15 protein-coding genes and 1 tRNA gene are annotated in these 12,423 nt (G+C 66.3%); 8 read left to right on the forward strand and 8 right to left on the reverse strand.

Annotated features, from left to right (window positions below; all coding sequences use genetic code 11):
* A partial coding sequence (locus tag ABS772_RS14960) for a TCP-1/cpn60 chaperonin family protein (RefSeq protein WP_350395650.1) occupies window positions 1–590 on the forward strand: 590 nt, incomplete at its 5' end.
* A gap of 711 nt (window positions 591–1,301) precedes the next feature.
* Here ABS772_RS14960 and ABS772_RS14970 read toward each other — a convergent pair.
* Window positions 1,302–1,532 carry a hypothetical protein gene (locus ABS772_RS14970; RefSeq protein ID WP_350395651.1) on the reverse strand — a complete coding sequence of 77 codons (231 nt, stop codon included), beginning with the start codon at window positions 1,530–1,532 and terminating at the stop codon, window positions 1,302–1,304.
* Between the two features lie 202 nt (window positions 1,533–1,734).
* Between ABS772_RS14970 and ABS772_RS14975 the strand changes: the two genes are divergently transcribed.
* Window positions 1,735–2,484: a Crp/Fnr family transcriptional regulator gene (locus tag ABS772_RS14975; RefSeq protein WP_350395652.1), complete on the forward strand. Its 750-nt coding sequence runs from the start codon at window positions 1,735–1,737 to the stop codon at window positions 2,482–2,484.
* A gap of 12 nt (window positions 2,485–2,496) precedes the next feature.
* On the opposite strand, the gene ABS772_RS14980 is transcribed toward ABS772_RS14975, so the two are convergent.
* Together ABS772_RS14980 and ABS772_RS14985 are read right to left on the reverse strand one after the other, a co-directional pair.
* The gene (locus tag ABS772_RS14980) at window positions 2,497–2,733 is read right to left on the reverse strand and encodes a DUF6894 family protein (RefSeq protein WP_407942995.1); all 237 of its coding nucleotides are present in this window, start codon (window positions 2,731–2,733) and stop codon (window positions 2,497–2,499) included.
* Complete coding sequence (locus tag ABS772_RS14985) at window positions 2,734–3,444, reverse strand: Crp/Fnr family transcriptional regulator (RefSeq protein WP_350395654.1); 711 nt, start codon at window positions 3,442–3,444, stop codon at window positions 2,734–2,736. It abuts the gene before it with no gap.
* A 269-nt stretch (window positions 3,445–3,713) separates the two neighbouring features.
* Between ABS772_RS14985 and ABS772_RS14990 the strand changes: the two genes are divergently transcribed.
* A complete protein-coding gene (locus tag ABS772_RS14990) occupies window positions 3,714–4,865 on the forward strand; it encodes a helix-turn-helix domain-containing protein (protein ID WP_350395655.1) in 1,152 nt (383 codons plus the stop codon).
* A 989-nt stretch (window positions 4,866–5,854) separates the two neighbouring features.
* Window positions 5,855–6,094 (forward strand): DUF6894 family protein, encoded by a 240-nt coding sequence (locus tag ABS772_RS14995; protein WP_350395656.1) that lies wholly within the window; start codon window positions 5,855–5,857, stop codon window positions 6,092–6,094.
* A 126-nt stretch (window positions 6,095–6,220) separates the two neighbouring features.
* Here ABS772_RS14995 and ABS772_RS15000 read toward each other — a convergent pair whose 3' ends face one another.
* The 3 genes from ABS772_RS15000 to ABS772_RS15010 are packed head-to-tail and all read right to left on the reverse strand — an operon-like array spanning window position 6,221 to window position 6,967.
* Window positions 6,221–6,433 (reverse strand): hypothetical protein, encoded by a 213-nt coding sequence (locus tag ABS772_RS15000; RefSeq protein ID WP_350395657.1) that lies wholly within the window; start codon window positions 6,431–6,433, stop codon window positions 6,221–6,223.
* Window positions 6,434–6,435: 2 nt separating this feature from the next.
* Entirely contained in the window at window positions 6,436–6,690 is a 255-nt protein-coding gene (locus ABS772_RS15005; RefSeq protein ID WP_350395658.1) for a hypothetical protein, read from the reverse strand.
* Between the two features lie 10 nt (window positions 6,691–6,700).
* Window positions 6,701–6,967: a DUF6894 family protein gene (locus tag ABS772_RS15010; protein ID WP_350395659.1), complete on the reverse strand. Its 267-nt coding sequence runs from the start codon at window positions 6,965–6,967 to the stop codon at window positions 6,701–6,703.
* Window positions 6,968–7,154: 187 nt separating this feature from the next.
* Here ABS772_RS15010 and ABS772_RS15015 point away from each other — a divergent pair, with 187 nt between their 5' ends.
* Complete coding sequence (locus tag ABS772_RS15015) at window positions 7,155–7,547, forward strand: LexA family protein (RefSeq protein ID WP_350395660.1); 393 nt, start codon at window positions 7,155–7,157, stop codon at window positions 7,545–7,547.
* A gap of 10 nt (window positions 7,548–7,557) precedes the next feature.
* Here the strand turns inward: ABS772_RS15015 and ABS772_RS15020 are convergent, their stop codons facing one another.
* Together ABS772_RS15020 and ABS772_RS15025 are read right to left on the reverse strand one after the other, a co-directional pair.
* Window positions 7,558–7,824, reverse strand: coding sequence for a hypothetical protein (locus ABS772_RS15020; RefSeq protein WP_350395661.1), 267 nt, complete (start codon window positions 7,822–7,824; stop codon window positions 7,558–7,560).
* Window positions 7,825–7,910: 86 nt separating this feature from the next.
* Window positions 7,911–8,000, reverse strand: a tRNA-Ser gene (locus tag ABS772_RS15025).
* A gap of 133 nt (window positions 8,001–8,133) precedes the next feature.
* Between ABS772_RS15025 and ABS772_RS15030 the strand changes: the two genes are divergently transcribed.
* The 3 genes from ABS772_RS15030 to ABS772_RS15040 all read left to right on the forward strand — a co-directional run bounded on the left by ABS772_RS15030 (window position 8,134) and on the right by ABS772_RS15040 (window position 12,321).
* A complete protein-coding gene (locus ABS772_RS15030; protein WP_350395805.1) occupies window positions 8,134–9,447 on the forward strand; it encodes a replication-associated recombination protein A in 1,314 nt (437 codons plus the stop codon).
* A 35-nt stretch (window positions 9,448–9,482) separates the two neighbouring features.
* On the forward strand, window positions 9,483–10,979 hold the full coding sequence (locus ABS772_RS15035) for a carboxypeptidase M32 (RefSeq protein ID WP_350395662.1): 1,497 nt from the start codon (window positions 9,483–9,485) through the stop codon (window positions 10,977–10,979).
* 94 nt (window positions 10,980–11,073) lie between these two features.
* Entirely contained in the window at window positions 11,074–12,321 is a 1,248-nt protein-coding gene (locus ABS772_RS15040) for an Hsp70 family protein (protein ID WP_350395663.1), read from the forward strand.
* Window positions 12,322–12,423 lie beyond the last annotated feature (102 nt).

Here is a 12,423-nt window from a genome sequence, read left to right on the forward strand (position 1 = left end):
CGCAGATCGAGGAGACCACCTCGGACTACGACCGTGAGAAGCTCCAGGAGCGTCTCGCCAAGCTCGCGGGCGGCGTCGCGGTGATCCGCGTCGGCGGTTCGACCGAGGTCGAGGTGAAGGAGAAGAAGGACCGCGTCGACGATGCGCTGCACGCCACCCGCGCGGCGGTCGAGGAAGGCATCGTCCCGGGCGGCGGCACGGCGCTCCTGCGTGCCAAGGCGGCCGTTCAGGGTCTTTCAAACGACAACCCAGATGTCCAGGCCGGCATCAAGATCGTGCTGAAGGCTCTCGAGGCCCCGATCCGTCAAATCGCTTCGAACTCGGGCGTCGAGGGTTCGATCGTGGTCGGCAAGATCCTGGCCAATTCCTCTTCGACCTACGGCTTCAACGCCCAGACCGAAGAGTACGTCGATATGCTCCAGGCCGGCATCGTCGACCCGGCCAAGGTTGTCCGCGCTGCGCTCCAGGGAGCAGCTTCGGTCGCCGGCCTACTCGTGACCACGGAGGCGATGATCTCCGAGGCTCCGCGCAAGGACGCTCCTGCCATGCCTGCTGGCGGCATGGGCGGAATGGGCGGCATGGACTTCTGATCTGCCGAAGTACTCCGGGTGCTTTCTGACGAGCTATATGCCGGCTCGCCGGAGAGCACCTCTGCCTGAGGTTGGCCTGAACGAGTCGGACTGATCACGCATCGTTGCGCGAGTGTCATGCGGGACCATGGCAGCGGCGAAACGCAGGAGTTCGACGCTCAGAAGACCGCCATCGAGAAACTGCCGTCGGACACCGTGCTGTTCCTCCCCGGCAGCCGCTATTGTGAGATCGATCGCGTGGGATCTGTTCGGGTACCTACCGCCAGGCTGGGCGCGTGTGCAGGCGATTTGCGACTATGTTCACGATCGGATCGCCAATGCCACAGACTGCCCTCATACAAGTCGTCGACCCTCGCCGGTCGCGTGTGCTTACGGAACGACGTCATAGCCAGCTGAATGGCCGCGATGGCGTGCAAAGCCGAAGGTCCGGTTTCGGGTCGTATGCTCACTTCCGCTCACCACCCTGAGAAGCCGTGCGATGCGTTACTAAGGAAGGGCCGCTGGCGGAGGTAAAGCAGGCGTCCATGGGGCAATGCTAGCGGCAGCAGATGAGCTTCGCTGCTCGGATGGTCTCTGACGCTTAGAAGGGGCGAGGCGGTCCAAGATGCTGAACCGTTCGCTTGAGGCGAGCCGCAAGGTCTTGTGTGATGTACCACCAGGACCGGGCTCTAGTGGAACATAACGAAAGCAGACTTTAGCAAAGCATCCGCTTTAAGATTTGTCGCAGTTGTCGGTATTAAGCTCTGGGACAAGCGTCAGGCGCTCCACAAGCGTCAGAACAATGAGCTGCACTTCAGACAGCACTTGGCCCGCGGCATCGGTGACGCGGAGCTCGGTCGCGGTTGTACGCCGCAGATCGTAGAGCTCCAGCATCGCCTCGCTTGCTGTTTTGTGCAGGGTCGTCACTGGGCCACCAGGGCCAAGGCAGCCGATCGTGTACATCGTGGCTCGCGCATTATGTACGCTACCTGACATAACATTTTGATCTTTGCAAACCTGCCCAACTCAGGCTCGACATCTTATGTTAGGTACGGCCTCTTTCAGTTCGTCAGACGCTCGGTCGAAGAGTCAGCTTCCTGACCCTTCTCTTCATTCGTGCACAATCTGGTCGCCTTCGGCGGCCGATCAGGTATGCGGCACAGACGTGCTTCTGCTCCAATTCAAGCTGCTGCCCTTGTCGACCGCCTTGCTCTACCACAACCGCCTGCTGGCTAGCCTTGCCGAGGATGACCTCGCGTCGTTGAGCCCCCACTTGGAACCGGTCGGTCTACGGCTTGGAACCGTGCTCATCGAGCCGGACCAGCCGATCTGTCACGCCTTCTTTCCCGAGCAGGGTCTCGGCTCGGTTGTGGCCAACTCACAGTCTGGCAGCGGTGCCGAGATCGGCCTCGTAGGCCGCGACGGCTTTGTCGGGACGTCCCTGGTCCTTGGCTCAGATCGCATCCCACATCAGATCTTCATGCAGGTGGGTGGGCATGGTCACCGGATCAGCGCCGACGCACTCAGACAGGCCTTCGAAGCAAGCCCCACGCTTCGCAGCCTCTTGCTGTGCTACGTTCAGACCTTCTTGATCCAGACAGCTCAAACGGCTCTGGCGAACGCGAGCGCGCCGGTCGAGGAGCGGCTCGCTCGCTGGCTGCTGATGTACCATGATCGGCAAGAAGGAGATGAACTCTCGATCACGCACGAGTTCCTGTCGCTGATGCTCGGGGTGCGCCGACCGACCGTCACTGTGGCGCTGCAGATGCTAGAAGGTGCTAGGCTGATCCAGGCACGGCGCGGTCGCGTCATTGTACTCAACCGTGCGGGCCTGGAGGAGGCTGCCGGCGAGGCCTACGGGCCTGCCGAGGCCGAGTACGCACGTCTGATCAGCCCCCTGCGCCGCACGGCTTGAGGTGCGTCAGGGTCACAGCAGCGCATCGTAGGGCACCTCGGCCAGTACCGTACCAGCCTCGTTCGTGATGACGAAGACGTTGCGCTTCCACTCACGCGGCTGGCCATAGATGTGGGGTAGCCGCATCATCTCACGCAGGGTGTTCAACGCCAGTGCTCGCGCCGCTTCAAGGTCGGGAAGCTCATCGCCTTCCTCGTCGCGGATCAGCACGCCCTGCCGGCGTATGTTGAGGAAGAAGCGCGGCAGGATTCAGGCCTCCGCGAGCAGCCGCTCGTACTCGGCCTCGGCCAAGCCGTAGGCATCACCGGCCAGATCCAGCAGCTTCTCGCGATCGCGGACATAGATGCGCCCACGCCGGTTCTGGATCATGCCGACACCCTCCAGGATGTGCGTGGCGGTCGTCACGCTAGGGCGACGCACGCCAAGCATGAGCGACAGGAAATCATGCGTGACTGGCAACTCGTCCTTGGCCAGACGGTCATGCATCATCAGGATCCAGCGCGCGAGGCGAGCCTCAAGTTGAAGATCGGCGTTGGCGTGCACTGTCTGCCCGACCTGCACAATCAGGCTCTGTACATAACGCCCTAGCACCCCACGCAGTGCCGGGCTCGCGTCAATTGCCGCACGTAGCTCAGACACACCGATGCGCAAGGCTCTGCCACCAGCCTGCACCATCGCGACATGCGGCGTGCGGTTGGTCCCGAGCAGGAGCGGCACACCGATCAGTCCCTCGTAGCCGACTAGGCCGACCTCAATACGCCCTTCGGCAGTGTTCGAGATCAGGGACACGAGTCCGTCTTCGATGAAGGAGGCGTAAGCAATCGGCTGGTTGGCCTCGATCAGGACCTCGGTCATTCCGATCGGCACCGCTTCCAGGACAGGTGCGAGATGGGCGAAGGCATCCGGTGTGAGCGCACCAAGCAGGCGATTGCGGACGGCTGTTTGCTGAGGCTGAGACACGACTCTGCTCCCGTTTGGGGCAAGAGCACACGCTGTCTCCCAAGCGCCTGCGCCCGGACCAACCGGCAAGCGATGATGATTATCTGGCGCGTACCGCCTGCCATTTCAACGAAACGGCGGACTTATGTCCGGCGTCAGACGTAGCGAATGGTCAGGTACCAGACCAAGGAACACGGCCGTATTCTATTCGTTTGGATCGAGGCTTAACCTTCATCGGTGGGCCTTGCTTCGATGAGAAGGCGAGTGGCATAGTCAGCAATGTGTCCGTGATGAGCCTCAATCACAAACTCTCGGTCCTGCTGACGGAAGAGTTTCCGCTGGTGGGCATGGACCTTAGTGATAGTCTGGAGCAGGCAGGCTACCGTGTGCTCGGGCCAGCTGCCACGGCGGCTGAGGCGCTGAACCTGCTGGAGCAGGAGACGCCCACCCTTGCCGTCATTGGCATCGCCCTTAGGGATAAGCGTTGCGCCGAATTGGTGCATGCCCTGCGGCAGCGCGGTGTGCCCTTCCTCGTGCATTCCGGCTACCGGCAGGACGAGCCGCTCGCCGTTGCCTTCCGCGATGTCACGTGGATCATCAAGCCGGCTCCGCCCGACGACGTGGTATCGGTCCTCGACGAGCTGTCGCTGACCGCTGCGGCCGTCAGACAGGAAGCAGCTAGTGCCACCCCTACCAACCCGATTACGCAAATCGTGGGCGGCGCCAATCCGCTCACCCGCAAGCTGGAGAGGTTCGCGCTTCTGTCGGATACGGATCGTGCTCTGCTGGAGCAGATCTGCGCAAACCCACGGATCGTCCCGCCGGACACGTATCTCGTGCGGGAAGGCGACAAGCCCAACGGCGTGTTCCTAGTGCTGTCGGGCCTTGCCTGCCGCCACAAGCTCCGGGCGAACGGCGCACGCCAGATCAACGCCTACCTTCTGCCGGGCGATCTGTGTGATCTTGACGTGGCGCTCCTGGACGAGATGGACCACTCCATCACTACGCTCTCAGCCTGCCAGGTCGTGCACCTCGCGCCCGAGGTGATCGCCGATCTGCGGGAGCACCGTCCCCAGATCGCCCTAGCGCTGCGCAAGAACACGCTGGTGGACGAAGCGACCCTGCGTGAGTGGCTGATGAACCTGGGCCGGCGCTCCTCCGTGGAGCGGTTGGCGCACCTGTTCTGCGAGCTTCTTCTGCGGTTTCAGGCAGCCGGGCTTGCACCCGGAGACAGTTACCCGCTGCCGCTAACGCAGGTGGATCTGGCCGACACCACCGGTATCACCTCCGTTCACGTCAACCGCTCCTTGAGGGAACTGCGGCAGGGCGGGCTGATTGAACTTCGAGGTGGCCGGCTGAAGATCCTCGACTACGCCCGCCTGCGGGCGCTGGCCGAATTCAGGGCCAACTACCTGCACCTGGGTGACCGAGCCACCGCATGAACCTGCGCCTACAGCCCGTACAGATCGCTACGGGCAGCGACGATCAAGAGAGCTATCTTGTGTTCCAAGAGGGCTTCCTTGTTGCGGTACTGGTGCACCTTTCGGACGAGCACGGGTCGGAAGCGGGTAAGTGGTTCTTGGAGGCTGGGTTCGGGCGAGTGGACGATCCGAATCCTCCCCTCTTCGCCGACCTTGCTGAAGCACAGGCTTGGATCATAAGCCGGCTCGCATAGCATCCTCGACGCCAGCGTCCTGGAGCGCTCAGTGATGCACGCTCGCCGAAGGTCTGCTGTAAGCGGAGAAGCCGCCTGTCGGGACTTCTCGGCCGAATGCCTGCTTACCACCGATTTCGTTGAAAACTCGGGGCCGGCCCGAAACAGCACCGAGAGACGCGCCCGCTGGAGAAAGTTCTACTACTGTCTCGCCGATAACGCGCTTCAGTTGTGGTATCGAACGGCCGACGGGAGGAAAACATTCTCCGACGACCAGCCCTGGGCAACGCCTAAGACGTTACCTGGGAGTTTTTCAACGAAATCCACCCTCTGCGGACATCGGCCCGGCGATCGAGCGCACTCGCTTCTATATCGGGGACCGATGGCGGACGGGCGCGCTTCATTTCGGATGGGCAGCGCCGGGGTGAGCCCGCGAGTTATGCCCGCTTCCCGCTAAACTCGCTCAATTTCAGCCCCCGCCCGGTCCGCCGGCGCGGGGTTTTTGTTCTAGACTGCGTGCGCCGCTGCGAGCATCCGCTTCCGAACCTCGTCCATGCGGTCGTCAACGCTGACGCCGGCGGCCCACGCGGCTATCTCGCCCGCACATACGGCAGCCCGAGGCGTAGGGCAGCAGCGCTCGACGGCAAAGCCATCAAGCGACGTCTATGTTATGGCCAGCGCTCAGGCTGCGTTCTAGCTTGATGACGTCGCGGCCTAACCCCTGGCGTTCCGCGCTTGAGAGACAGATGTGCTCCCGCCTCACGCGTGGAGTGCCGTGTGCCTCGCTTCTTCTTCGACATCCATGACGGTCGCAACGAGCGCGACGACGAAGGTACTCTCTGTGACGATGTGCAGGCCGCTGCTCTGGAGGCCAAGCTCCTGCTGCCTGAGATCGCAAAATACGAGGTTCCGAAGGATGGCGAGCGCCAAACCATCACGGTGCTAGTGACGGATGAGGAAGGGCATCCCGTCTACTCTGCCGCTCTGTGCTTCGTCGGCACTTGGCTGCTGCGTTGACGCCGGCCGGCGCAGCTTCCTGCCCGACGGCTTCGTAGATTTCCCGCACGGTCGCCTCGTCCAGGCCGAGACCGCGGGCGAAGCCGAGAAGGCCGCGCATCTCGGCGGCAGAACTCTCGTCGTCGGTCATCGCACTTCGATCTCACGCTCGCCGACGATCACCTTCGTCGGCTCGGTCGGGTGTCGCTCTGTGATGCGCGAAATCCCGTAGGGCCGCAGCTTGTCCCACGCCGCGTCGCTGCCGGTCATCAGAGCTCGGCCCAAGAGGTCGGCCAGAACCTCCCCACCGCCGCTGATAGCCGCGGCGCTGCCGTTGTGGATCTCGATGATGGTGCGCATGGTCAGGCTGCCTGCAGGCTCTCGGCGAAGTCGTCCGGCACCTCGCCGTATTGGCCGAGGATCGTCGCGCTTTCGAGCTCGCCCGTCTCATCGTCGGCGACGATCTGCAGGGCGGCCGTGCCGGGCATCCGCGCGGCCATCGCCTCCGCCCGCTTCATCGCCCCGCTGCTCGTCGGTGACGCCTGCCGATCGCCGGGCACCAGCCGCTTCCGCTTCAGCACGAAGGTCTGCACGAGGTAGGTCGTCTTCATCGCCATGGTGCTCTCCTCAGGCTGCCAGAGCCGGCAGAAAGCCGACCTCGTTCGCGATCTCGTCAAAGCCGAACGTCATCACGTGCTGACCGTAGGCGTCGTGCACGTCGACGATCCAGGCTGACCAATCGATCGTAGCAGCACACCCCTGCATCAGCTCGGCCGCCACGCTCGCGCAGACCAAGCGCACCTCCTCATCAGCCACCATTCGCCCCTTCAGGTCAAAGACGACATCAAGGCCGTCCGTGCAGTGGAAGTGGCGGCGCTCCTGCGACATCATCATCACCCCTCCGTCCCCGTTATCCACAGGCGAACACAGCCGTTTGCGCTTGGTCCGCCAACTCGATTGAACCGGCAGCGCAGGTGCTGTTTGTTCTTCATCTGTTCTAACGCAGATGGGGGCTTGGGTGAGGCTGCACACGGTCGCGGAGCTGCCATCGGAAGGTTTTTCCACAGTTCGTGTGCCGCTGATGGGCCCAGCGCTCTGTGCTGGATTTCCCTCGCCGGCCGATGACTTCGTCGAGAACGCGCTGGAGCTGCCGCGCTGGCTCGTGCCGAACCCGCCCGCCACCTTCCTCTGGCGCATCGCCGGCGACTCGATGCGCGATGCCGGGATCTTCGACGGCGATCTCGCCTGCGTCGACCGCACCCTCAAGCCCGGCCACGGCAGCGTCGTCGTCGCGGCCGTCGATGGCGAGATGTCGATTAAACGCATGGTCGTGGAGGGCCACCGCACGCGCCTCGCCTTCGACAACGCCGACCTTCCCGTCTACGCGCTGGAGGAACTGGCGGAGGTCGATGTCTGGGGCGTCGTGCGCTTCACCATCCGCTGGCATATCTCCCGAACGCGGCAAGGTCGCTAGACGCCTCGCGTCACGCCTTCCGCGCCCGCGCGAGCAGGATCGCGGTGCGTACGGCCCCGCGCTTCAGTGATTGGCTCGACTCGATCAGACCGACAACGTGATGCGCCCAAGCGTGTCCGATGACCGCTGCGGCGAGATCGACGCTGTAGCCTTGCGCTATCAGGTGTGCGTGCGTCTCAGGATCAGCGAGGTAGGCTTCGACCGCCGCGCTCACCTCAGAGTCGGTGACGGCCTTGGCCTTGAAAAGCTCGCCGACGGTGGGGCTCGCGTCCGCCATCTCAGGCCTGCCATCTCACCCTGGTGGGGTAGATGGTGGGGTAGGCCGTCTTCTGCGCCAATTTCTGCAATGAGATCAGTGGGACTTGGCGGAGAGGGGGGGATTCGAACCCCCGATGGGCTTGCACCCATGCCGCATTTCGAGTGCGGTACAATCAACCACTCTGCCACCTCTCCGCAGAGGTGTCGTGACGACGGGATGCGCCCTAGCACGCGGCGAGCGAGCCCACAAGCCGGCTCAGCGGGGGAAGTGGGCCTCCGACCGTCAAGGCTCTTGCGGACGGATGGGGCTGCGGTGTTCATGCCACGCATGTCCGACCTGTTCGTTTCCGCCGGCCTCGAAACGGGCGCGCCACGGCCGCTCGCCGACCGCTTGCGCCCGCGCCGGCTCGCCGAGGTCGTGGGCCAGGAGCACCTGACCGGACCCGACGGGGCGCTGACGCGGCTGCTCGCCTCGCGCTCGCTCGGGTCGCTTGTGTTCTGGGGACCGCCCGGCACCGGCAAGACCACCGTGGCGCGGCTGCTCGCCCACGAGACCGCCCTGCATTTCGAGCAGATCTCGGCGATCTTCTCCGGCATCGCCGACTTGCGGAAGGTGTTCGAGGCGGCCCGCAAGCGCCGCGCGACGGGTCAGGGCACATTGCTGTTCGTCGACGAGATCCATCGCTTCAATCGCGCCCAGCTCGATGCCTTCCTGCCGGTCATGGAGGACGGCACCGTCACGCTCGTCGGCGCGACGACGGAAAATCCCTCCTTCGAACTGAACGCCGCCCTGCTCTCGCGCGCCCGGGTGCTGCTGTTCCGGGCGCTCGACTCGACCGCGCTCGCCCGGCTGCTCGCCCGGGCCGAAGAGATGGACGGCCAGCCCCTTCCCCTCGACGAGGAAGCGCGCGCGGCCCTGGTCCGCATGGCCGACGGGGACGGGCGCGCCGCGCTGACGCTCGCGGAGGAGGTCTGGCGCTCGGCCCGCCCCGGGGAGATCCTCGACGCGGAGAAGCTCCAGACCCTCGTGCAGCGCCGGGCGCCGATCTACGACAAGGCGCAGGAGGGGCACTACAACCTCATCTCCGCGCTGCATAAGACCGTGCGCGGCTCCGATCCCGACGCGGCCCTGTACTATCTCTGCCGGATGCTGGATGCGGGCGAGGACCGGCTGTTCATCGCCCGGCGCCTCGTGCGGATGGCGGTGGAGGATATCGGGCTCGCCGACCCGCAGGCCCTCGTCGTGGCGAACGCGGCCAAGGACGCTTTCGACTTCCTCGGCTCGCCGGAGGGCGAGCTCGCGCTGGCGCAGGTCACCGTCTATCTCGCCTGCGCGCCGAAATCGAACGCGGTCTACACCGCCTACAAGACGGCGACGCGGGTGGCGAAGGCCGCCGGATCGCTCGCGCCGCCGCGGACGATCCTCAACGCCCCCACGGGGCTGATGAAGCGGATCGGCTACGGCGAGGGCTACCGCTACGACCACGACGAGCCCGACGCCTTCTCGGGTCAGGATTACTGGCCGGAGGCGCTCGGGCGCCAGCACTTCTACGAGCCGACCGACCGGGGCATGGAAACCCGCTACCGGGAGCGCCTCGCCTACTGGGAACGGCTGCGGCAGGAGCGCCGCGGCGAGGACTGACCGTCACCGGCGACACGAAAGGATCTCGACCGATCATGCAGGCTTACGCGACGCTGACCGCCACCTTCGCCCGGCTCGGCGCCCTGGGGGATGCGAGCGGCATCCTCGGCTGGGACACGCAGACCCAGATGCCGGACGGCGCCTCCGACACCCGTGGCGAGCAGATGGCCGTACTCAGCGTGCTGGCCCACGAGATCCTCACCGATCCGCGCAATGCCGAGCGGTTGGAGGCGGCGGAGGCTGAAGCCGGGCTCGGCGAATGGGAGCGGGCGAACCTGCGCGAGATGCGCCGGGCCTACGCCCACGCGGCGGCGGTGCCGGGCGATCTCGTCGCCGCTTCATCGAGGGCGACGACGCGCTGCGAGATGGTCTGGCGCGAGGCACGGCGCGATTCGGACTTCGCGCGGCTGCGTCCGCATCTCGAGGAGGTGTTGCAGCTGCAGCGGCTCGTCGGCGAGGCCAAGGGAGCGGCCCTCGGCCTCGAACCCTACGACGCGTTGCTGGACGGCTACGATCCCGGCATGCGGCGGGCACGCATCGATCCGATCTTCGCGGAATTGCGCGCCGTCCTGCCGGATCTCGTCGTCGCGGTGCGCGAGCGGCAGGCGGCGCAGGCGCCTCCCCTGCCGCTGCCGGGGCCGTTCCCGGTGGCGATCCAGCGGGAGATCGGCCTGCGGCTGATGCGGGCCGTCGGGTTCGACTTTTCGCGCGGGCGGCTCGATGTCAGCCTGCACCCGTTCTGCGGCGGCGCCACCGACGACGTGCGCATCACCACCCGCTACGACGAGGCGAGCGCCACCGGGGCGCTGATGGGCGTGCTGCACGAGACCGGCCACGCGCTCTACGAGCAGGGCCGCCCGGCGGCGTGGCGCCACCAGCCGGTGGGTCAGGCCCGCGGTATGAGCCTGCACGAGAGCCAGTCGCTGCTGGTGGAGATGCAGGCCTGCCGCTCGGCCGAGTTCTGCACCTATCTCGCGCCGACCCTGCGCGAGGCGTTCGGCGGCGAAGGTCCGGCCTGGGAGGCGGAGAACCTGCATCGCCTCTACACCCGCGTCGAGCCGGGCTTCATCCGGGTGGATGCCGACGAGGTGACCTACCCCGCCCATATCCTGCTGCGATACCGCCTGGAGACGGCGATGATCGCGGGCGACCTCGCCGTCGCAGACCTGCCGGGGGCCTTCAACGACGGCATGAAGGCGCTGCTCGGGCTCACCGTGCCCGACGACCGGAACGGCTGCCTCCAGGACATCCACTGGCCCGGCGGCAGCTTCGGCTACTTCCCGACCTACACCCTCGGGGCGCTGGCCGCGGCACAGCTGTTCAAGGCCGCCTGCGCGGCTCATCCCGGCATTCGCCCGGCCCTGGCCGAGGGCGACTTCTCGCAGTTGCGCGGCTGGCTGCGGGAGAATGTCCATGCCCGCGCGAGCCTGATGGAGACCGACGAGCTGCTGATCGCGGCGACCGGCAAGCCGCTCGGCGCGGACGATTTCCTCGCGCATCTGCGCCGCCGCTATCTCGGCGCGGCGGCGTAGGCGACGACTGACGCGGCGTTCGGGGATTGCACTCTTCGGCGGGGGACCGTAACGGGGCCGCCCCCTCCCTCGGAATGCAAGCGATCCGGTCCCCATGGCGGCCTGCGGCCTCGATTTCGGCACGTCCAACACCACCCTCGGGATCGGCGCGGGCGACCGCCCGGTCCTCGTGCCGCTGGAGGGCACGCACCGCACCCTGCCGAGCGCGATCTTCTTCGCGCCCGGCCGCGAGGCGCAGATCGGGCGGGCGGCGATCGAGGCCTATGTCGAGGGCACGCCGGGCCGGCTGATGCGGGCGCTCAAATCGGTCCTCGGCTCGCCGCTGATCGACGAGACGACGCCGATCGGCCGCGAGCGCATCCGCTTCCGCGACGTCATCGCCCGCTACCTCACCCTGGTGAAGGCGCGGGGCGAGGCGGAAGCCGGCGTCGAACTCGACACCGTCGTCCATGGCCGCCCGGTCCACTTCGTCGACAACGATCCGGCGGCCGACCGCAAGGCGGAGGACACGCTGCGGCGGATCGCCGAGGGCATCGGCTTCCGCCACGTCCGCTTCCAGTACGAGCCGATCGCGGCGGCGCTCGATTACGAGCGCATGGTCACGGCGGAGGAGATCGCGCTGATCGCCGATATCGGCGGCGGCACCTCGGACTTCTCCATCGTCCGGCTCTCGCCCGAGCGGCACCGCCGCGACGAGCGCGCCGAGGACATCCTGGCCAATGACGGCATCCGCATCGGCGGCACCGATTTCGACCGCACCCTGAGCCTCGGTGCGGTGATGCCGCTCCTCGGCCTCGGGAGCCCGATGAAGCGGGCGGACCTCGCCGTGCCGAATGCCTATTTTCACGACCTCGCCACGTGGTCGAGCATCAACCGGCTCTACAATCCCAAGACTCTGCGCGAGATCGACGAGGTGGTGCGCGATGCCGCCCGGCCGGACCTCGTGACGCGGCTGCGCACGGTCGTGGAGGCGGAGCGCGGGCATTCGCTCGCCATGGCGGTGGAGGGGGCCAAGATCGCCGCCTCCGACGCGGGCGCCGGCACGGTCGATCTCGGATGGGTCGAGGCGGGCCTCTCGGCCGACGTCGATCGCCCGCGGCTCGCCGGGCACACTGATGACCTCGCGCGGCGCATGGCGCAGCGGATCGGCCGCTGCCTCGATCAGGCGGGGCTCTCCGCCGACCGGATCGACGCACTGTTCCTCACCGGTGGTTCGACCGGGCTGCCGCATGTGCGCGCGGCGCTGACCGCCTGCGTGCCGACGGCGCGGGTGGTCGACGGCGACACCTTCGGCTCGGTCGGGCTCGGCCTGACCTTGGAGGCGGCGCGGCTCGCGGCCTGACGCGTCCGCCCCGGCGCGGACCATTCACCTGCGATCCGCGCATGGCCCATCCGGCGAATCTGGCCCCCGACCGGTCCCGGCGCTTTGCGCCGTCATCTCAGG

Source organism: Methylorubrum podarium (assembly GCF_040270385.1).
In the GTDB taxonomy this organism is placed as follows: domain Bacteria; phylum Pseudomonadota; class Alphaproteobacteria; order Rhizobiales; family Beijerinckiaceae; genus Methylobacterium; species Methylobacterium podarium.

Bases quoted from the DNA above. Each gene is read 5' to 3' on its own strand.
- ABS772_RS14970 (WP_350395651.1), bottom strand. From the start codon at position 1,532: ATGTACACGATCGGCTGCCTTGGCCCTGGTGGCCCAGTGACGACCCTG.
- ABS772_RS14990 (WP_350395655.1), top strand. From the start codon at position 3,714: ATGAGCCTCAATCACAAACTCTCGGTCCTGCTGACGGAAGAGTTTCCG.
- ABS772_RS15015 (WP_350395660.1), top strand. From the start codon at position 7,155: ATGGGCCCAGCGCTCTGTGCTGGATTTCCCTCGCCGGCCGATGACTTC.
- ABS772_RS15040 (WP_350395663.1), top strand. From the start codon at position 11,074: ATGGCGGCCTGCGGCCTCGATTTCGGCACGTCCAACACCACCCTCGGG.
- ABS772_RS15035 (WP_350395662.1), top strand. From the start codon at position 9,483: ATGCAGGCTTACGCGACGCTGACCGCCACCTTCGCCCGGCTCGGCGCC.
- ABS772_RS15030 (WP_350395805.1), top strand. From the start codon at position 8,134: ATGTCCGACCTGTTCGTTTCCGCCGGCCTCGAAACGGGCGCGCCACGG.
- ABS772_RS15005 (WP_350395658.1), bottom strand. From the start codon at position 6,690: ATGGCGATGAAGACGACCTACCTCGTGCAGACCTTCGTGCTGAAGCGG.
- ABS772_RS15010 (WP_350395659.1), bottom strand. From the start codon at position 6,967: ATGATGATGTCGCAGGAGCGCCGCCACTTCCACTGCACGGACGGCCTT.
- ABS772_RS15000 (WP_350395657.1), bottom strand. From the start codon at position 6,433: ATGCGCACCATCATCGAGATCCACAACGGCAGCGCCGCGGCTATCAGC.
- ABS772_RS15020 (WP_350395661.1), bottom strand. From the start codon at position 7,824: ATGGCGGACGCGAGCCCCACCGTCGGCGAGCTTTTCAAGGCCAAGGCC.